The sequence below is a fragment of the Mariniflexile ostreae genome (assembly GCF_042427585.1).
Lineage (GTDB): Bacteria > Bacteroidota > Bacteroidia > Flavobacteriales > Flavobacteriaceae > Pseudalgibacter > Pseudalgibacter ostreae.
In genome coordinates this window covers 26,208-47,078 of record NZ_JBHMFC010000022.1, presented here as the reverse complement: position 1 = coordinate 47,078, position 20,871 = coordinate 26,208, and the positions used below count along the sequence as shown (strand labels likewise).

The window sequence follows — 20,871 nt, the reverse complement described above, 5'->3', positions numbered from 1 at the left end:
TGTCATTAACACAAATTGACTATTTATCAAGTTTAACATTTAAAAAACTGAGCATCAATATTTTATACAAAAACCAAGATGTTCATCTACTCTACAATTTCAATAGTTATGCCAATTTTAGTTTAAGAAAAGCATTCAAGATTATCAGGCTTTATAATTTCCCCGTTTTTTTTAAAACAATTAACAGCACAATAGGAATAGCCAATAATCCTACCATCAATAAATTGGTTTGAAACAATACAGGAAACAGCACAAGAGTTATCACATATCCGCCTATAGCCCCCCCAAAGTGCGCATCGTGCCCAATATTCCCTATTCTTTTTTTCATACCATAAATAGAATATAACAAATAGCCTATTCCAAAAAGATAGGCAGGAATTGGAATGGGAATAAAAAACATATACAGACTCATGCCTGGTTGCAATAAAATTGCGGAATACAAAACACCTACTACAGCACCGCTGGCACCAACAGCAGTATAGTTATATTCGTTTTTATGAAAATAATAAGATAATACATTACCAAAAACCAAACTAGCCATATACACAACCAAAAAACCAACGGTGCCCAAATAAGCAATAACTGTACCTGCGAAAAAGTATAACGTAAGCATATTGAACAAGAGGTGCTGGGTATCAATATGCAAAAATCCTGCACTAAACAACCTAATTTTTTCGCCACGTTGAATTCCACCAACATGGAATTTGTATTTCTCAAAAAAAACAAAATCGCCAAAGCCCTTATAGGACAACATAACGTTTGCAGCAATAATTATTATAGTAATCACATCTAAGTCACCCATTCTTTCTTCTGTTTAAAGTCAAATTAACATATATTTGCAGTTGCAAATTTAAAGTTATTTAATGCCATTTCTAGTTTATATTCTTGTTTATCCATTTTTATGGCTTATTTCCATACTCCCATTCCGGATTCTGTATTTAATTTCGGATGGGTTATACGTGGTACTCTATTATATTGTTGGTTATAGAAAAAAAGTGGTTATAAGCAACTTAAGAACTGTTTTCCCTAATAAAACCGAGGAAGAAAGAAACCTCATTACGAAAAAATTCTACAAACACCTTTGCGATATGTTTTTAGAAATGGCCAAGACCATGAGCATTTCTAAAAAGGAATTACAAAAACGCTTTAATATTACAAATCCAGAGGAACTCCAACGCTTAGAATCCTTGAACAAAAGCATTATATTGATTTTTGGGCACTATGCGAGCTGGGAATGGTCTATAGAAGTACAGAATCATATCAATTATAAAGGTTTTGGGGTCTATAAAAAATTGGCCAATCCCTACTTCGATAAATTAGTTAGGGATATTCGTTCTAAATTTAAAACCACTTTAATCAGCACAAAAGAAACCATACACGCCATTAACCAAAATGAAGCACAGGGTGTTAAAAGCATTATTGGTTTTTTAAGCGACCAATCGCCCAAACTTAGCAAGGAGGTATATTGGGGCCACTTTATGGGCATCAAGGTACCGTGTTTTACCGGCGCAGAGCGATTGGCTAAAAAATTAGATCTTACCACAGCATACTTAAAGGTCACTAAAATAAAACGCGGCTATTATGAAGGTGAAATTATAACCCTTGCCGAAAACTCCAAAGACTACAAAGACTATGAACTTACGGATTTGTTTTTACGGGAAGTAGAAAAACAAATCGAAAATGCACCCGAATTTTATTTCTGGACTCATAAACGCTGGAAACACCGCGCATAACAAACACTCATATCATTATGAGCGCCATACCTTTAAAACCTGAAAAAAATCAAGATTTAAACATATTGACTTAAGTCTATTTCATTAATTTGTCCATGAGAGGCATAAGCCACTACAGTCCCACTTTTAATCACTAAAAGTTGTGGTGACTCGTGAAGGATTTGAAATTTAGACGCTATTTCATTTGAAATATCACGGTAATTCAATAAATCTAAATAATATAAATCCAACTCTTCTTCGGTAAAATTATAATACCCTACAAACTGGTTCATTACCATACGGCTTATACCACAACGTGTAGAATGCTTGAATATGATTTGGGGTTTTGTATTCGATTTTTCTTTTATATCCTCTAATTGCGTTATTTCAGTTAAAGCAATCCAAGGTGTTACTTTTTCTTCTTTCTGCTCCGTTGAACCTGTAAATATTTTTTTAAAAAAACTCATAATTCTATAACTTTAAACATTACTTTTAAGTAGTCGGAATAATCGCCAGACCTTACGATGACAAAAAGTCAGCGCAAGCCTTAGAAAATCAGCCGTTTTGTCTTACTAAATAAAACGGTAAGCTTATTGACTTATTCCTGGTGTAAAAGTAAAACAATATAACAGTTATATCTATAATATAATAATACCAAAACACACATGCGCTTTCTTCACTATTTATAAAGAAAAAAAGCACTAAAAACATATACAACTATGAATTTAAATAATTTTACAATAAAATCCCAAGAGGCCATACAGCAAGCACAACAAATTGCGCAAGGCATGGGCCAACAACAAATTGAAAACGAGCATATTTTTAAAGGCATCTTTGATGTTGACGAAAATGTATTGCCATTTCTCCTAAAGAAGCTAAATGTAAATATTGCCATATTACAACAAGCAGTAGACAAACAACTGGAGAACTTCCCAAAAGTTTCTGGAGGAGAACTTTTGTTATCGCGAGAAGCAGGAAAAACCCTAAACGAAGCATCGATCATTGCAAAAAAAATGAAAGATGACTACACCTCTATTGAACACCTTATTTTAGCAGTATTCAAATCAAACAGCAAAATAGCACAAATGCTAAAAGACCAAGGCGTTACGGAAAAAACCTTACAAGCCGCCATTAACGAATTGCGACAAGGTGAAAACGTCACCTCTCAAAGTCAAGAAGAGACATACAACGCCCTAAACAAGTACGCCAAAAATCTAAACCAATTAGCTAAAGACGGCAAATTAGACCCCGTTATTGGTCGTGATGAAGAAATTAGAAGAATTCTTCAAATTCTTTCACGTAGAACCAAAAACAACCCCATCTTAATTGGAGAGCCAGGCACAGGAAAAACCGCTATCGCAGAAGGCTTAGCGCATCGTATTATTGATGGCGACATCCCCGAGAACCTTAAAAACAAGCAAATTTTCGCTTTAGATATGGGAGCACTTATTGCTGGGGCTAAATATAAAGGCGAGTTTGAAGAACGCCTAAAGGCCGTTATTAAGGAAGTTACAACCAGCGAAGGCGACATCGTTTTGTTTATCGATGAAATACACACCTTGGTTGGTGCTGGTGGCGGACAAGGCGCCATGGATGCCGCCAACATCCTAAAACCCGCTTTAGCACGTGGCGAATTGCGTGCCATCGGAGCCACTACCTTGGACGAGTATCAAAAATATTTTGAAAAAGACAAAGCTCTAGAGCGTCGATTTCAAAAAGTTGTAGTTAACGAACCCGACACAGAAAGCGCTATATCCATTCTTCGTGGTATCAAGGAAAAATATGAGACCCACCATAAAGTCCGCATTAAAGACGAGGCCATTATTGGTGCCGTAGAATTATCGCAACGCTACATTACAAACCGTTTTTTGCCCGATAAAGCTATCGATCTTATGGACGAAGCAGCTTCAAAACTGCGTATGGAAATCAACTCGAAACCCGAAGAATTAGATGTGCTGGATAGAAAAATTATGCAGCTGGAAATTGAAATTGAAGCCATTAAACGCGAAAAGGATGAAAGCAAACTAAAATCCCTACGTTCTGATCTTGCAAATATAAAAGAAGAACGCAATGAGATAAACGCCAAATGGAAAAGCGAGAAGGAAGTTGTGGACAATATCCAAAACACCAAGCAGGCGATAGAGAATTTTAAAATTGAAGCTGAAAAAGCAGAGCGCGAAGGTGATTACGGGAAAGTAGCAGAGCTGCGCTATGGCAAAATAAAAGAAGCACAAGAACAACTCGAAGGCTTTCAGGCGCAACTACAGGCCCATTCCGAAAACCCATTGATCAAAGAGGAGGTAACTTATGACGATATTGCCGAAGTTGTGGCTAAATGGACTGGGATCCCCGTAACCAAAATGCTGCAGAGTGAACGTGAAAAGTTACTAAAACTGGAAGACCAACTCCATAAACGCGTGGTTGGACAAGAAGAAGCCATCACCGCCGTAAGCGACGCCGTAAGAAGGAGTCGCGCTGGATTGCAAAACCCACAAAAACCCATAGGTACCTTTTTGTTTCTTGGAACCACAGGGGTAGGTAAAACCGAACTCGCAAAAGCATTGGCCGAATATCTTTTTGACGACGAGAGCGCGATGACCCGTATAGACATGAGCGAATACCAAGAACGCCATGCCGTTAGCAGATTAGTAGGCGCACCTCCAGGATATGTAGGCTATGACGAAGGCGGCCAACTAACAGAAGCCGTACGCAGAAAACCCTACTCGGTTGTTCTTTTAGATGAAATTGAAAAAGCACACCCCGACACATTCAATATCTTATTGCAAGTTTTGGACGAAGGCCACCTAACAGACAACAAAGGACGAATAGCCGATTTCAAGAACACTATAATCATTATGACCTCTAATATCGGAAGCCATATCATCCAAGACCGCTTTGATGCAACAAAAGATATTGATTCCGCTATAGAAAGCGCAAAAGTAGACGTGTTAGCATTATTAAAACAAAGCGTGCGTCCTGAGTTTTTAAACCGCATAGACGACACAATTATGTTCACGCCCTTAAGCAAAGAAAACATTCTTGAAATTGTAGGGCTACAACTAAAGGGCATATCGAAAATGATTGCTCAGCAAGGGGTCGCTTTCGATGCTACAACCGAAGCCAAGGCTTATTTAGCAAAAAAAGGATACAATCCAGAATACGGAGCAAGACCTGTAAAACGAGTTATCCAAAAAGAGGTTTTAAATGCCTTGAGTAAGGAAATTTTAGCTGGAAAAGTAAACTCAGATAGCATCATACTCTTAGATGCATTTGATGACACTTTAGTTTTTAGAAACCAAGGCGATTTGATAGAGAAAAAGAATTAAGCTAAGGCTCGGATTTAGATAAAAAGAACACTAAAACACAACAATCTAGGCAACATTAATTTCTACCCCCGCAAAGAGGGAGCAGAAATTAACGTTGCCTTTTTTTAGACCATAATAGGATGCTCCCTAGTTTTTTCCTATATTTATAAGAAAACAAGCTATGGGGATTATTAAATATTTTGATTTAAAAGATTCTGAAATATTTATTTTTGATGAGTTCATCATCAACCAAATAAAAGAAGGCGTAGTTATAGAGCCCCATCACAATGACCTATTAAACCATTTTATAAAAGATCATTTTAGCAGCAGAGATATGGTATACATTTCAAACCGTGTAAAATCATACTCTGTTAACCCCTTAATATATTCAGAAACAGAAAAAATTCCAAACATGCTAGCTATTGCTTTAATCCCCTTAACCGCAAGCATGCGAAAAAGTGCCGAATACGAACGTCAGTTTTATGATAAGCCTTATGAAATTTTTGATTCCTTAATTCCTGCTATTTTATGGGTTCAAAAGATTTTAAAAAAATCAAGTAAAACAGCAAAACATGAGACAAAACGCTCTTAAGGATTGCTTTTTTTTAATCTTTATGACAGTGAAATGTTTTCAAAACAAATTATTAATAACCAAAAAACAAGTGCTGTTTATCTAAAAAAACACTTTATAAGCATATTATATCATTTCTATTCATAAATTTGACTCTCTATGGATTGCCCCAAACTCCTAAGAACCGAATGCATGTGTTTACAAAAAACATAAAAACAAAACCTACTTGCAATAATGAACATAGCCCATTATATCGATTTTACTTTATTAAAGCCAAGCCTAACGGAACGCGAGATTATTGAATTCTGCAAAACAGCAAAAACAAGTATGTTTAACGCCGTATGCATAAATAGCGCCTTTGTTCCATTAGTAAAACAGCTACTTGAAGGCTCGACCACTAAAACATGCTGCACCATAGGGTTCCCCCTAGGCACGACAGCTACAGCCTCTAAGGTTTACGAAGCCATTCAAGCGGTAAAAGATGGTGCAGACGAAATAGAAATGGTTATCAATTTAGGTTTTTTAAAAAGTCAAAATCACGTGTCTGTGCTTAAGGATATTGTAGATGTAAAATTGGCCATTGCAAACACCCCTTTGAAAGTTATTATTGAAATTTCAGAATTAAACAAAAACGAAGTTATAAAAGCTTGTGAAATTTGCATGGACGCCCAAGTAGATTATATAAAGACCTCAAGCGGGTTTTCCAAAAGTGGGGCCACCTTTACAGATGTGAAAATTATAAAAAAAACAGTACGAGATATGATTAAAATTTGCGCCTCAGGAGGTATTGACGATTACGATACAGCTTTAAAATATATCGATGCGGGAGCAGACAGAATTAGCACCTCTACCACAATTGAAAACATAGATAAAAGCCGCCAAATTAGAAACACTAAAATCTATACAAAATACATAGAAACCCTCCAGAACACCAAAACCACTGAGAAGGTATAACGAAACACAACACCTCAATAAGCATCGACAAGATTAAAGTGAACATCATGACCTGTAAATTTCTGAGCTAACACATTGTTAGCACTTTCTTTTAATTGTAAAATTCTTGGATACCCCCCTGTAGTCTGGCAGTCGCGCATTAAAACAATAAGCGCTCCAGAAGGCGTTAGTTGCACCGTACCCGGAAGCACACCTGATGTGATAATGGACGGTAAGCTATTTTCAAAGAACCCCTCAAGCTGATAAGCCATCCTGTTGTTATTTTTTGATATTTGAAATGTTTTAGAAAACACCAAATCCTTTTGCTTTCTTGATAACCGATTAAATTCTGGTCCTTTAAAAACATCTATCTGACTTGTTTCAAAATACGCTGGCGCTATTTTAAGCAAGGCATTTTTTTTACTCAAGAACCTTTGGGATTTTGATATTGGCAACATATCGTTTTTAGCAACCACACTTTGGTTCGTTATGTTTTTATACATACTCTGACTCTGCATCACGACATCCATCTTAAAACCATCTAAAACGGCCATATAACACCTAAATCCAAACTTTAATACACCGAAAGACAAAACATCTCCTTTAACAACAGAAACCTCCTTATTCATTACCACTGGTTGCTGATTAAGCTTGGGCGATAAATTGGCACCTGAAATGCAAATACTGGTGCTAGACTCAAATTGAAGCACAGGGCCGGTCATCGTAATTTCCATCACTGCACAAGACCCCTCATTGCCCAACAAAGCATTTGCTATTCCTGCACTATACAAATCCATAGCTCCAGAACGCGGCACACCATATTTTAGAAAACCAACTCTACCTAAGTCTTGAATAGAAGTGTAAAAACCTGATTTTAAAACCTTAATCATAGATTATCTCATGTTTTAATTTATACATATTTCCATCGACTAAAGCTTTTATTTCTTGATGCTCTTTTACTGAAATTGGATAAAAAACAAGCGCATCCCCAGGTTTCGCAAAACAGGGGTCCGCATTCGAAACATCGAAAAAAGACACTGGTGTATTCCCGATAATATTCCAACCGCCAGGGCTCTCATTAGGGTAAACACCCGTTTGACCACCCCCAATAGCGACAGCTCCTTTTTCTACCTTTAAACGAGGTGTCGCTTTCCTTGGACTGTAGAGTTTTTCATTTAAACCACCTAAATATAGGAAACCAGGTAAAAACCCAATAAAATACACCGTATAAATAGCACTTGAATGCCACTGCACAACCTCAGGAACCGTCATGTTTTTGTCTTTGGAAATCATAGCTAAATCGACACCAAAATCCACATGATAACACACGGGTATTTTCCACAAAACCCGACTACTAGTATACACAGGCCTTTTAGAACTATAGATTTCTTCTATAACCTCAATCTCTACATCAAAACCTTTATAAAACTCATTGTAAATCAGTAATAATGAGTTATATGCAGAAATTAATTCAACTAAAGGTTTAATATTAAATTTCTGAATTTCTTCTTTAAAATTAATAATATCTTTTAAAATGTGGACATCTATCTCTTGTGGCCACTCTATTAAAATAGACCGCTCACCGAATGCTTTATAAGTAGGTTTAAAACGTTTCAAATTTAATGTATTTGGATTCCTTTCTCTTGTAAACGGGTGTATAAATGCTGTAAAACAAGAACAGCATTGGGCGTATCCCCATGAACACAAAACGTTTCCGCCTTTATATCTATTTCATCGCCGTTAATCGTTTTTAATTTTCCTGTTGCTAGCATTCTATAAACATGTTCAAACACTTTTTCTCCATCACAAATTAAGGCTTCATCTTCTTTTCTTGAAACCAATGTTAAATCGCTATTATAATTTCTATCGGCAAAGCCTTCATAAGTAATATCTAGTCCGTTATTTAGGGCCACCTTTTCAATTACCGAACCGTATGGCACAAATAGCTTCACTGGCATTCTTAAACTTTTCACCACCTCTACCAACACAACAGCGGTTCGTTTATCTACCGCAGCCTTATTATATAAAGCACCATGGGGTTTTATATGATGCAAAACGGCGTGCTCTTCTTTTAATACAGCCAACAAGTCTTTAATTTGGTTTTTAAGAGACGTAAACAACGATACACAAGACATATCCATCGCTTGTCGTCCAAAATTTTCTTTATCGGGAAATGAAGGATGAGCACCAATTTTAACACCATGTGCCTTTGCAAATTTAATGACAGCACGCATGGTTTTTTCGTCACCTGAATGCCCACCACAAGCAATATTACACGAGGAAACATAAGGCATAAGCTGATGCTCGTTACCTATGCCCTCCCCTACATCTACGTTTATATCTATTCTGTATTTTTTCACTTTAACAATTTAGTCAATTTGGAACAGAATTCCATGTGCAAATATCAAAATTTACCAAATTAAGCACGCTTCTACAATCATCATATAACAGATGAGATGATTTTTAATTAACATACAGGCTAAACACCCCAAACAACCATGTGCGGCACATGCTCTTTCGGGCATGTTATCCAAACCTATAAGATATTGATATCATTAAACTGCTAACCACACCAAAAAACATATATTTTATAAAAATATTTGAAAAACGTTTACCTTAAAAAGAAACATACACGCCCTATTACCAATCGTTTACCTTATCATGTAGAAAAGCAACGTATCATAAATTTAAAAAAGAAGCCTTCTCCACGCAACTATTTAGCCATTTGTTCATCTTATATGTGAATCTAAAAACAATTAAATTATGAAAAAATCAATTTTACTAGTAAAAAGCCTATTAATCATGTCTGTGTTAATCGTTAGTTGCGATAATAACGACGATAGCATACAGTGTCCAGAAGCGATTACAGGCGAACTAATTCCAATAGAGTCTGATTTTACTGGACGTTGGGAATTAAAAAGTATAACGGTAGAAGATGAAATTGATATAACCGACGACAACGAAGACAACCCTAGCTTAGATCTATTTGCCCAATATTCGGAATGCCAAAAAGACATTGTTTATAATTTTAACGACGATAGATCTTATGAGTTAGCATTGGGGCAAGTAGCCTCAGACTGCTCTAACAAGCTTAAAGTAGAAGGCACATGGAAATTAAGCGAAACCACCTTAACGCTTGTTGCCAACTGCTCTAGAGACCTTATTGTTATTGATGTTAATGAAGACGCTACGGAATTTGTTCTTGAGGCGGTTTATAGCTTTAAAGATGTAGATGGCAATATCATTAAAACCAAGGCCACATCCACTTACGAAAAACAGGTAACGGAAAGTTAATTTTTATTATCTATACTTTTTTTTGAATGACCAAAAGGGCGAAATAACAATTTCGCCCTTTTTTTTATTTTCATGAAGGAACTAAATATTTAAGCAAAAAAAACACCTCCAATACATGGATAAGATAATTTAGAACAGAAGTATATTACCTAAAGCACATTTAAATATTATTCAAATTCAAGCCTATAAATGATTTCAATTGATAGAAAGGTTACAGAAAGCCCTTTATAAAACTATTAAAGTTTTTCCTCTTGTGCTTTATTAGCTTTTTGTATAATAGCCTTAAGTTTTTCTTTGCGCAATAGTACTTCACTCTTTTTTTTATTAATTTTTCTAGCTAACAATTTTGTACGTTTTGCTTTATTTTTAGTGTTCTTATCACGACCTGTTTTTGCCATTATTTCATTATTTTTTTTGACTGCAATAATTTATTCTGCTCTTCCATAAGAGCTGTAAGCTTAGACAACAACTCAATATCTTTGGGTGTGGCTACCGTTTTGTCCTTAGCATCGTGCGCTTTATTACGAAGTCCGTTCATAAACCTTACCACCAAAAAAACTGTAAATCCAATAATTAAAAAATCTATAAAAGCCTCACCTAAAGCTCCGTAGCCTATAGCAACTTCATCTGTAATAATAGCTCCTTCTAGGTTAGAGACAGCCTCCCTAAGAATAATACGCTTGTCTTGAAAGTTAACACCATCTGTAAGCAAAGATAGAGGTGGTAAAAACACTTTTTTCACCATAACATCTATCACTTTATTAAAGGCCGCTCCAATGATGATACCAATAGCCATATCCATCATATTACCTTTAACTGCAAACTCTTTAAAATCTTTTAAAAACTTCATGCTAAGATAAATACACATTACTTTTTATAATATTTCGCATAACGCAGATACGAAACAATAGCCAACATAGCTACCAAACCAATAGCGATGGCGATAATATTAAAACTAGCAATTTGTTGTCCAGATTGATAAGAGTGCAGTCCTGCCAGATAAAAATTAACACCAAAATAAGTAAAAATAATAAACGAAAAGGCAATTATAGACATTAGGTTATAAAGCCAACGGCCTCTTAAACCTGGAATTAATCGCATATGGATTACAAAAGCATAAATCATAATACTAATAAGCGCCCAAGTTTCTTTTGGATCCCATCCCCAATAACGTCCCCAGCTTTCATTGGCCCACATACCTCCTAAAAAGTTTCCGATAGTAAGCAATACCAAACCAACCGTTAATGCCATTTCATTAATAATGGTAAGCTCACTGATGTTAAGCTGCATTTTAGCTTTATTCTTTTTAGTGGTAAAAACCATCAAGAATAACGTGGTAACCCCTAGTATCATTCCAATAGCAAAAGGACCATAACTGGCTACAATTACTGCCACATGAATCATGAGCCAATAACTATTTAAAACAGGCTGTAGGTTTGCAATAGCAGGATCCATCCAGTTCCAGTGGGCAATCATTAATAACATGGCCGTAACAAAAGTTGTAGACGCCAAGGTTAAATCACTATCCTTACCAAAGGCCAGACCAAAAAACATAGTTGCCCATGCTACATAAATCATAGACTCGTATGCATCACTCCAGGGTGCGTGTCCAGAGATATACCAACGCGCAATAAGTCCTGCTGTATGCAAAAGAAACAATGCAATTATAATAATTTTAAGCCCCTTTACCGCAAAATGGATTGGCTTACTGGTTTCTTTGAATATTTGAACAATAAGAATGATAAAAAGCAAAGAGCCAGCATATAAATACCAACTAAATAGTTTTTTAAAAATATCATACTTATTATATAGAACTTCAGCTTTTATTTTATCGTCACTAAGCATCACAGACCCCCCGTACTTATGCTGTGTTCTATTAAAGGCTTCTAAAATTTTATTGGCTTCATAAAAATCGCCCGTTTTTTTCGCATTATTTAAAGTAAACAAATACGCTTGAAAACCATTTTTAACAAAATTAGCGTATAAAGAGTCTTCTATTTGTTCTCTATATTGTGGCAATTCCGTTGTAGAGATCCACTTATTGTTATAATCATCTGGGATTGGAAATATTTTCAACGAACTGCCTTCAATAGTATTATAAAGTAAACTGACACGTTGATCGGCTTCCTTAAATTCTTTTTGATAGCCATTTGGAGCCAAAGCTTTATAAGCCTCGTCCAAATAAGGCGCTAATTTATATTCGCCTCTATCTGTAAAAAAATCTGCTAACGACACATGTTTCTTGCTCTCATCTACACCAATAAGATGTCTTATGGTATCTGCCTTTTTCATGGCCAAATAGATAACAGGAACATTATACCACAGCGTGGGGCTTTCTTGCACAGATAAAAAGACCTGATTGGCATTTAAACCCTCATAAGAATCGTTCTTATACAACTTCCTAAGCATTTCTGAGGCATAGGTATTAACAGGCATCATACGCCCACTAATATCTTGAATAACCATATTACCAAAAAGCGCTGCGTGCTCTTTAGGTGTAGTATTGGCTTTTAAAATCGAATCGATTTGTGTTTTTGTCGGTTTTTTAGAATGGTTATGGCCATCATTTTCAGAATGCTGTTGGGCAAAAGTATTTAAACCAAAACACAGCAATATAACGCTAAGCATTTTTGCTTTTTTAGCCTTTACTTTTTCAAGGTGTCGTTTTAAATCTCCAAATCTCGTCCCTTTTGCAAATAAAATAGCCATCATTCCAAAATAGAGAATAAAATAGCCGATATAAGTAATCAACGTCCCCCAATAATCATGGTTTACAGATAAAATGGTTCCTTTCTCATCAGGGTCAAAACTGGATTGAAAAAAACGATATCCACCATGATCTAAAATATTGTTCATAAAAATCTTATAATCGTAACTTTCTTTATTTTCGTCTATCACGGTAACTTCACTGGAATATGCTGAATAACCATTTTCTGTTCCGGGGTAACGCTCTGCCTCAAAATCGTTCAACTTTATAGAAAAAGGCAGCTCTAAAACTTTAGAACCATAACGAATACCAATATCCAGACCACCTACTTTAACATACTTAAAATTACTATTGGTACCTTTACCTCCCAATACACCTACATGTTTGGTTTCATTATTAGCCGTTATTTTAAAAACGGCTCCATCGGCACCCGATCGTAAGGCTTCTGTTTGTTTAACAATATCGAAAGTACCTTTTACTACAGTATTAGGAAACACCATTTGCATATTACCAATAACGTATCGCGAACGCAAAACCAAAGGCTGCAAGCTATCTTTTACCAATTTACCCTCTGCTCTAGTGGCCATGGTCATGTATTCGCCTTCAAAAGGAGATTTTATGGTTAATTCTCCATCATCGGTATATGTAATATTTATAGCACCCTCTGTAGGCTTATTAAAAGCAAACAAAATATTATGGATGTTTTGAATTTCACCCAATTTTAAAAAATGGTTATGGGGGCCTATACCACTAGCTTCCACTATCTTTAAATATTGGTCGCCAGTTTCGTCTGGTACAATATCTTCTTCTGCACCCACAATAAATTTATCCAACTCAATTGAAACGGGCTGTTCGTTGTATTTGGTATGAACTTTAAAATTATTATCCATTCGTCCAGAAAAATCCACCTCTCTTTCAATAGGCAAGCGCTGTGGCACACCATCAATTTCATAATCTCCATCAATATAAGCGGTTACATATGTTTTTTGAGAAAGAAATACGTTTTCTGTAGCGCCTTCCCGAATGGCCATCATGCCTTCGTAACTAATATATCGGGTAATAAAAGCCCCAACTAAAATAAATATAAAGGCTAAATGCAATGTTAGAGACGCCCATTTTTCTTTTTTATGTAATCGGAATTTAAAAATATTGCCAATAAAATTAATGACAAAAAACAGCATGATGGCTTCAAACCACCAAGCGTTGTAAATTAAGTTTCGAGTTAAAGGTGTTGGCGAAGTATCCTGTCCAGCGTCTAAAAAAGTACCTGTTATCATTGCGATAGCGAAAGCAAGAAACAAAAACGCGGTAAATCGTGTTGAGAAAAGAAATTTAGTGATTTTATTTTGCATAATGAGAGCCTTTTTAAGCTGCGGCAAATTTAGGTATTTATGTTCAATTTTGGAGTGTTAAAGTTTAACAAAAAAGCCCGTTACGAATGCAGATTGAAGAATAAAGCAAGTCTCATAACCGATAAAGCCTAGCAGCAAGCTCAAAACTCTAAAACAAGTTTATAGGGTGTTTCTTGGTGCCTGTACGATAAGTATGCCCCTAAAGCGACTATTTTTTTAAATAAATGAGGATTAACGCTATGCCCTACTGATGTTGTCTAGCTTCAAAAATTTTCATAAACAAGAATGTGCCCATTTTTCTTGCACGGTTCTTGGCATTTTCAGCATAATCGCCTTCAAAAAGCTCATCAATGGTTTGAAACCAAAGGTTAAGCCATAATCCAAAATGCATTTGCTCAATAGCATGGTGGTTTTCTTGATCCACTTTTACATGAGTTTCCAAGGGATTCCCATAGTATTTGGTTTTAAAAAACAAACTAGCCTCCCAGAAGCTTGTTAATTTCTCTATATGCTCATCCCAATCTTTTATTACCCCGTTAAAAAAAGGTCCCAAAACAGTGTCTTTTCTAATCTTCTTATAGAATGTAGAGACCAAAAGATGAATGTCTTCTCTTGTTTTTATATCGTGTTTGTTCATTGTACGTTTAAAGCTATCAATATTACATCTGTAATCAATGTGATGACCAACAGATTGAATATCCAATTCATTTTCAATTGGGCATAAACAGCACCGTTATATGCCATGGCTAATGTAACACAAAGAATTAACTCATAAAAATAAGTGGGCTTGGTATGGTTCATTGTAATAAACATTGCTGCAATGGAACCCATACAACTCTGCAATATGATACTTAAGGGAATATAAAGGATATAGTCTTTTTTAAAATCGAGTAAATACTTATCATATAATTTCATAATTTCATCTATTTAAATGATATACCCAAAGTTCTAAAACATAACTTTGTTATTTTATGATTCAAATCATAACAACATGATACCAAATACCATTATTGAATCCTACCCGGTTATTCTAAAATCTTACCAGAAAGGAACAACTATTTTTAGCGAAGGTGAAACCGCTTTGTTCTATTTTCAAATAAAAACAGGTACAGTAAAAATGTTTAATCACACCGAAGAGGGCAAAGAATTTGTTCAAGGTTTTTTTAAAAATGATATGTCTTTTGGCGAGCCCCCTCTTTTTTGCGATTCCGCTTATCCTGCAAGTGCATTCTGTCTTACAGATTGCTCAATTTACAAGCTATCAAAACTTTCTTTTTTTCAACTTTTAGAGGAGCATCCTAAAATTCATTTAAAGTTCACGAAATTAGTTTGCAAACGCATGGTGTATAAAGCAAAAATCATGAAAGAACTCTCTATTTATCCGCCAGAACACCGTATATTAACCCTGCTTAATCACTTAAAGGAAACCGCTAAAAGCAATACCCTCTATGAGGTTAACTTAACACGCCAACAAATATCAGACCTTACAGGTTTACGTGTTGAAACAGTTATTAGAGCAATTAAGAAATTAGAAGGATTAAAAAAATTATCTATTAAAGAACGGAAAGTTTATCTTTAAATATCATTATTTTAGCGCTATGATTTCAGTAGCAATTCTTGGCGCAGGTAATGTAGCCACACATTTATTTAAAGCGTTTAGCAAAAAAGAGGGAGTTTTTGTTAGCCAATGGTATAACAGACATATAGATACGCTGGCCTCTTATAAAAATGAGGTAGATGTTATAGACGATTTATCGCAACTAAAAGATGCCGATGTATATATTATGGCAGTAAGTGACGATGTTATTGCAAACCTCTCGTCGCAGCTTCCTTTTGAAAACAGACTGGTGGTGCACACTTCTGGCAGCGTGAGTGTTTATGATATTGATAAAAAACATAAGCGCGGTGTTCTATATCCCTTGCAAACCTTTAGCAAAAATGCCGAAATAGATTTTGCCAATGTTCCCATCTGTATAGAAACTATAAATAAAGCGTGTTATCCACTTTTAAAGCAGCTTGCTAGAAGTCTGGGCAGCCCAACAAAAAGAGTGAATAGCGACCAGAGGCGCGTGTTACATTTAGCAGCTGTTTTTGTAAACAATTTCACCAATCAATTGTATAGAATCGGACATGAAATAACTGAATCTGAAGGTGCTGAATTCGATTTATTAAAACCCCTCATTTTAGAAACCGCCCTTAAAGTGCAAAATCATTCGCCATTTACCGCGCAAACAGGTCCTGCTAAACGCCATGACAAAAAAACCATTAAAAAGCACTTGAAAGCTTTAGAAAACCCACATCACAAAAATATATACGAACTATTAACAGAATCGATACAACATACCCATGGAAGAAAAAAGCTATAAAGAATACCTAGAACACATTACTACACTTATTTTTGATGTTGACGGCGTGTTAACAGATGGCACAATAAGCGTAACTAGCACAGGGGAAATGTTGCGTAGCATGAACATCAAGGATGGGTATGCGCTTAAAACTGCAGTAGACCAAGGTTTTAATATCTGTATTATTTCTGGGGGTTCTAATGAAGGCGTACGCATTCGTTTGGCAGGATTGGGCATTACGGACATCTATCTGGGCGCTCAAAACAAAATAGAACAACTGAACGAGTATTTTGAAAAATACACTATAAAATCGGAAAACGTGCTTTATATGGGAGACGACATTCCAGATTATCCCGTTATGGCATTAGTAGGATTGCCATGTTGCCCACAAGATGCGGTTCCCGAAATAAAAAACATTTCAAAATACGTGTCTCATAAAAAAGGCGGCAAAGGTGCTGTTCGCGATGTTATAGAGCAAGTGCTTAAAGTACAAGGCAAATGGAACGGGAATTTTAAAGCTAATTATGATTAGAGGGTGCTTGCATGACAGAGGCAATTGTTCCCTGCATTATTAAAAACATGACTTCAAATAATAATTCCGATTTTAATTACAGCTTGTGGTTCATCTAAAAACACAACCGATTTTTAAAACGAATAAACCACAAGAATAAGTTTACACTTAATAGTAACACGAGGATAATGTTTTTGTTTATTTTACCTGACAGGATAGTTAATTTTAGCACTTTTTATATTAAAAAATTTAATTTCAACACAGCTATAAACTAGAGCCCAAATCATTCCCCTACATGTTAATGGGCATAGCAACCGTAAAATAAGCGCTACCCTAGACATATCCTGCAATACGGTAAACCATGACATGCAACTGTTCAAAGCCACTGAACATGCTCTCGAAGCGCTTTTGGCTCGCGACAATGCTGCCCTGGAAACACTTTTCCCTTCCAGTATCACGATAGCCAATCCTCGTTATGAGGAGCTCATGCTGTATTTTGACGGGATAAATAAGGTTCGGAACCATCCCGGGTTCAGGTTTTTGTTCTATTATCTAAAATATGTGCAATTTAAATTATCGTAAACTTTCGAGATAATGACCTAAAATTAGTGTCTTTCTCGAAAATTTACTTTAAAATGACTTTAATAGTACGAGGGTAATTATTTCTCTCCTATAGAATCACTAACTCAATTAGGCAACCTAATATTAAAGTGAAAAAATAATGGTGATTCTGTTAAAAAACACTTAAATAATTTAAAAATTAGATGCCTTAATAGTAATTAACTTTCCCTATTTTAGAGGCTCCTAACACTCTATAATAGTTTATGCCATTATTTCAAACCTCCGTACTCAAAAATCATCTTGCATTACTCTACGATTCAGAAGTTGACAAAGCCTATAAAAAATATCAGAATTATTTCTGGAACACGATCATCCAAGAGAATATAAAAACTGCCAAGGAAGAGCAGTACCAAGCGACCTTTCTGCATGAGCTTTTCGTAAATATTTTGGGATATACCTTATTTCCAAATCCCGACTCAAACCTAACTACGGAATTTAAGAACGAGAAAAATCAACGTAAAGCCGATGGTGCTATCTTAAAGGATGGCGTTGCTATTGGTGTCATTGAATTAAAAGGCACCAATACAAAAGACCTGGAGAGCATTCGTCGTCAAGCTTTTGATTATAAAGCTAATCATAAAGGATGCATCTATGTCATTACCTCCAATTTTGAGAAGTTGCGTTTTTATATCAATGATGCCACAGAATTTGAAGAGTTTGATTTGTTTACACTTTCAAAAGAACGGTTTAAGCTGATGTATTTGTGTTTGCACTTAAACAAAATAGTTAATAATACACCGCTTAAAATAAAGGAAGCTTCGATTGCGGAAGAGCAAGAAATTACCAAAACATTCTACAAGGATTATTCGCTGTTTAAACGTGAACTCTATCGTGATCTGGTTAAAAATAACTCCCAAACCGTAAGAGCCAAGCTCGATGCTCTTGATGACATTGATTATCAAAATGATCTTAGCCGACTTGAGAAAAATGTAAAGCTCACCCTGTTTCAGAAGTCCCAGAAACTTATTGATCGTTTCTTGTTTATTTTCTTCGCTGAAGACCGAATGTTATTGCCTTCCAATTCCACACTTCAAATATTGAATAAATGGAAAGACGATAATGATTTTGGCGATGAACGTCCTTTGTACGATTTGTTTAAGCAATATTTCCACTTTCTGGATACCGGAAGAAAGGGAACCGCCAGCCGCGCCGAAATTTATGCCTACAATGGTGGTCTGTTTAAACCCGATGCCATTTTGGATGCTTTGGAAATTGACAGCGAACTATTATACAGCCACACCCGCAAGCTTTCCAACTACGATTTTGAAAGTCAGGTAGATGTAAACATTCTCGGTCATATTTTTGAAAACTCTCTTAACGAAATAGAAAGTGTAAGCGCAGAGATTGAAGGTGGCGATTTTGACAAACAGACCAGTAAACGTAAAAAAGATGGTGTTTTTTATACCCCAAAATACATTACTAAATACATAGTTGAAAATACAATAGGCAAGCTTTGTGAAGAAAAGAAGATAGAGCTGGACTTTCACGAAGAAGAATATTTTAAAGGTCGTAAAAACCGAAATAAAACAACCATTGAAAATCTTGTACATATTCTTGACGACTATCGTGACTGGTTATTACAACTCACAATTTGCGATCCTGCTTGTGGTTCTGGCGCATTTTTAAATCAAGCCTTGGATTTTCTGATTAAAGAACATACTTATATTGACGAACTCAAAACCAAACTTTTAGGAGGTGGCTTGCAGTTCCCTGATATAGAAAACACTATTTTGGAAAACAATATTTATGGTGTTGATCTCAATGAAGAAAGTGTAGAAATCGCAAAACTTTCTTTATGGTTACGTACTGCGCAACCAAGACGAAAACTGAACGATTTAAACAGTAATATCAAATGTGGCAATAGTTTGATAGACGATGTTGACGTGGCAGGAGACAAAGCCTTTAATTGGCATACCGAATTTCCGGAGATATTTAAGAATGGTGGTTTTGATGTGGTGATTGGGAATCCGCCTTATGTTAACCTTAAAGAATTTGATGATTTAATACATTCATTTTTTTCAAAAGAATACAACAAAATACATACAGGTTACAACGATTTAATGTATTATTTTTTATATAAAGGGATTGAGATTTTAAATTCAACAGGCACATTTGGTGTTATTACTTCTAATTATTTCATAGGCAATGAATATGCTCAAAAGTTAAGGAGTTACCTTTCCTTGCACATAAATGTTCTAATTAATTTTTCTGATTATCATATTTTCAGAGACGCAAATATTCACACTACTATTATTTTTGCAGATGCTGTGATTACAAGTGATAAAGTCGTTATTATTAATTATAAATCCAATTTACCTCTCTATGAAATAAATTTAACTCTTCCTGAATTTGAAAGAACGGAAGTTGAACGGCAATCTTTAAATAATAATTGGTTAATTGCTAATCGTAAAAGTCTGGATTTAATCAAAAAAATAGAATTAGGAAATAAACTATTAGGGACTATTGCAGAGATAGCTAAAGGAAGTGAGTCCGGTAAAAACGAGGTGTTTACGATCAATGATGAAATTATAAGAGAATTTAATATTGAAAGATCAGTTTTACGGAAATGCATTAAAAATAGCGATATAGACGCTTACATAATAAATAAAACGAATCAATATATAATCTATACCGACAATGATTTCTCAAAGAACACCTTCCCAAATGCTTATCGGTATTTAAAAGTTTATAAAGAAACCTTATTAGATAGAAGAGGGCCTAAAAATCAAGAATACGAATGGTGGCGTTTACATCGACCTTCAGTGAAATCTGTTTTTGACGCAGCTGAAAAATTACTTGTTCCCTATCGTGCAGATAAAAATAGATTTGGTTACGATAACAAACAGTTGTTTAATAATGGCGGTGATGTAAGAGCCATCGTTTCCATTAATGATAATTATCCAATAAAGTTTATTGCTGCTTTGTTGAATTCAAAACTTTTAAATTGGCATTATGGTTTTATAGGAAAGCCAAAAGGAAATTCAAGAGAATATTTCAATAAACCTTTGTCATTAATTCCTATCAAAAACGCAGAAAATAAACAAGTATTCGCATTATTAGTAGACCAAATAATAGAGCAGAAGAAATCAACTGGTAAAATCATGTTGAATTTTCAGAAATATTTGTTTTCAAGTTTTGGTTTCCAACAATTTACTCGCAAACTCCAAAACTGGCACAACCTCTCCTTCGGCGAATTCATCAAAGAACTTAATAAAGCCATAAAAGCCTCCAATAGAGAAAGAGCAAAAGAAGCTATTGTCCGTTCGAGCGCAGTCGAGAACCCCATCCCAGAGCTCACCAAAAAGGATGAATTTGAGTGGATGGAACTCTTTGAGGAAAACAAGAAAAAAGTACAGGAGATGCAAGACCAAATCGAAACCACGGAAAAGGAAATCGATCAGATGGTTTATGAGCTGTATGGGTTGACGGAGGAGGAGATTGGAATTGTGGAGAATGGGTAATTAGTCATTTGAATTTCTCTTTTTCAGTTAAATTGTATTAAATGTAATGAATTTAATTA

The 20,871-nt window shown here is 35.4% G+C and carries 19 protein-coding genes; 9 read left to right on the top strand and 10 right to left on the bottom strand.

The window, feature by feature from the left end; all coding sequences use genetic code 11:
* Positions 1-151 precede the first annotated feature (151 nt).
* Complete coding sequence (locus ACFFU9_RS07360; RefSeq protein ID WP_379860750.1) at positions 152-802, bottom strand: rhomboid family intramembrane serine protease; 651 nt, start codon at positions 800-802, stop codon at positions 152-154.
* Between the two features lie 61 nt (positions 803-863).
* On the opposite strand from ACFFU9_RS07360, the gene ACFFU9_RS07355 reads away from it, so the two are divergent.
* On the top strand, positions 864-1,733 hold the full coding sequence (locus ACFFU9_RS07355) for a lysophospholipid acyltransferase family protein (protein WP_379860749.1): 870 nt from the start codon (positions 864-866) through the stop codon (positions 1,731-1,733).
* A 56-nt stretch (positions 1,734-1,789) separates the two neighbouring features.
* On the opposite strand, the gene ytxJ is transcribed toward ACFFU9_RS07355, so the two are convergent.
* Positions 1,790-2,179 (bottom strand): bacillithiol system redox-active protein YtxJ, encoded by a 390-nt coding sequence (ytxJ, locus tag ACFFU9_RS07350; RefSeq protein WP_379860748.1) that lies wholly within the window; start codon positions 2,177-2,179, stop codon positions 1,790-1,792.
* Positions 2,180-2,431: 252 nt separating this feature from the next.
* On the opposite strand from ytxJ, the gene clpB reads away from it, so the two are divergent.
* The 3 genes from clpB (at position 2,432) to deoC (ending at position 6,542) form a co-directional block, all read left to right on the top strand.
* Positions 2,432-5,038, top strand: coding sequence for an ATP-dependent chaperone ClpB (gene clpB / locus ACFFU9_RS07345; RefSeq protein ID WP_379860747.1), 2,607 nt, complete (start codon positions 2,432-2,434; stop codon positions 5,036-5,038).
* A gap of 160 nt (positions 5,039-5,198) precedes the next feature.
* Positions 5,199-5,609, top strand: coding sequence for a hypothetical protein (locus ACFFU9_RS07340; RefSeq protein WP_379860746.1), 411 nt, complete (start codon positions 5,199-5,201; stop codon positions 5,607-5,609).
* Positions 5,610-5,822: 213 nt separating this feature from the next.
* Entirely contained in the window at positions 5,823-6,542 is a 720-nt protein-coding gene (gene deoC / locus ACFFU9_RS07335; protein ID WP_379860745.1) for a deoxyribose-phosphate aldolase, read from the top strand.
* A gap of 14 nt (positions 6,543-6,556) precedes the next feature.
* On the opposite strand, the gene ACFFU9_RS07330 is transcribed toward deoC, so the two are convergent.
* The 3 genes from ACFFU9_RS07330 to pxpA are packed head-to-tail and all read right to left on the bottom strand — an operon-like array spanning position 6,557 to position 8,881.
* Positions 6,557-7,411: a 5-oxoprolinase subunit C family protein gene (locus ACFFU9_RS07330; protein ID WP_379860744.1), complete on the bottom strand. Its 855-nt coding sequence runs from the start codon at positions 7,409-7,411 to the stop codon at positions 6,557-6,559.
* Positions 7,404-8,138 carry a 5-oxoprolinase subunit PxpB gene (gene pxpB, locus ACFFU9_RS07325; RefSeq protein ID WP_379860743.1) on the bottom strand — a complete coding sequence of 245 codons (735 nt, stop codon included), beginning with the start codon at positions 8,136-8,138 and terminating at the stop codon, positions 7,404-7,406. The genes ACFFU9_RS07330 and pxpB overlap by 8 nt, the downstream gene beginning before the upstream one ends.
* Positions 8,139-8,140: 2 nt before the next feature.
* Positions 8,141-8,881, bottom strand: coding sequence for a 5-oxoprolinase subunit PxpA (pxpA, locus tag ACFFU9_RS07320; protein WP_379860742.1), 741 nt, complete (start codon positions 8,879-8,881; stop codon positions 8,141-8,143).
* Positions 8,882-9,284: 403 nt separating this feature from the next.
* Between pxpA and ACFFU9_RS07315 the strand changes: the two genes are divergently transcribed.
* Positions 9,285-9,815 (top strand): DUF5004 domain-containing protein, encoded by a 531-nt coding sequence (locus ACFFU9_RS07315; protein ID WP_379860741.1) that lies wholly within the window; start codon positions 9,285-9,287, stop codon positions 9,813-9,815.
* A gap of 236 nt (positions 9,816-10,051) precedes the next feature.
* On the opposite strand, the gene ACFFU9_RS07310 is transcribed toward ACFFU9_RS07315, so the two are convergent.
* From ACFFU9_RS07310 to ACFFU9_RS07290, 5 genes are all read right to left on the bottom strand, one after another.
* Positions 10,052-10,213, bottom strand: a complete 162-nt coding sequence (locus tag ACFFU9_RS07310) for a hypothetical protein (RefSeq protein ID WP_379860740.1) — start codon at positions 10,211-10,213, stop codon at positions 10,052-10,054.
* Positions 10,213-10,665 carry a large conductance mechanosensitive channel protein MscL gene (gene mscL, locus ACFFU9_RS07305; protein WP_379860739.1) on the bottom strand — a complete coding sequence of 151 codons (453 nt, stop codon included), beginning with the start codon at positions 10,663-10,665 and terminating at the stop codon, positions 10,213-10,215. The genes ACFFU9_RS07310 and mscL overlap by 1 nt, the downstream gene beginning before the upstream one ends.
* Positions 10,666-10,682: 17 nt before the next feature.
* Positions 10,683-13,874, bottom strand: coding sequence for a cytochrome c biogenesis protein CcsA (locus ACFFU9_RS07300; RefSeq protein ID WP_379860738.1), 3,192 nt, complete (start codon positions 13,872-13,874; stop codon positions 10,683-10,685).
* A gap of 244 nt (positions 13,875-14,118) precedes the next feature.
* On the bottom strand, positions 14,119-14,511 hold the full coding sequence (locus ACFFU9_RS07295; protein ID WP_379860737.1) for a group III truncated hemoglobin: 393 nt from the start codon (positions 14,509-14,511) through the stop codon (positions 14,119-14,121).
* Positions 14,508-14,789, bottom strand: a complete 282-nt coding sequence (locus ACFFU9_RS07290) for a hypothetical protein (protein WP_379860736.1) — start codon at positions 14,787-14,789, stop codon at positions 14,508-14,510. The genes ACFFU9_RS07295 and ACFFU9_RS07290 overlap by 4 nt, the downstream gene beginning before the upstream one ends.
* Before the next feature lie 76 nt (positions 14,790-14,865).
* Here ACFFU9_RS07290 and ACFFU9_RS07285 point away from each other — a divergent pair, with 76 nt between their 5' ends.
* The 4 genes from ACFFU9_RS07285 (at position 14,866) to ACFFU9_RS07270 (ending at position 20,812) form a co-directional block, all read left to right on the top strand.
* Complete coding sequence (locus ACFFU9_RS07285) at positions 14,866-15,453, top strand: Crp/Fnr family transcriptional regulator (RefSeq protein WP_379860735.1); 588 nt, start codon at positions 14,866-14,868, stop codon at positions 15,451-15,453.
* A 19-nt stretch (positions 15,454-15,472) separates the two neighbouring features.
* Entirely contained in the window at positions 15,473-16,240 is a 768-nt protein-coding gene (locus ACFFU9_RS07280) for a Rossmann-like and DUF2520 domain-containing protein (RefSeq protein WP_379860734.1), read from the top strand.
* Positions 16,221-16,751 (top strand): KdsC family phosphatase, encoded by a 531-nt coding sequence (locus ACFFU9_RS07275; RefSeq protein WP_379860733.1) that lies wholly within the window; start codon positions 16,221-16,223, stop codon positions 16,749-16,751. The genes ACFFU9_RS07280 and ACFFU9_RS07275 overlap by 20 nt, the downstream gene beginning before the upstream one ends.
* An 803-nt stretch (positions 16,752-17,554) precedes the next feature.
* Positions 17,555-20,812 carry an Eco57I restriction-modification methylase domain-containing protein gene (locus ACFFU9_RS07270; RefSeq protein ID WP_379860732.1) on the top strand — a complete coding sequence of 1,086 codons (3,258 nt, stop codon included), beginning with the start codon at positions 17,555-17,557 and terminating at the stop codon, positions 20,810-20,812.
* Positions 20,813-20,871: the final 59 nt, after the last annotated feature.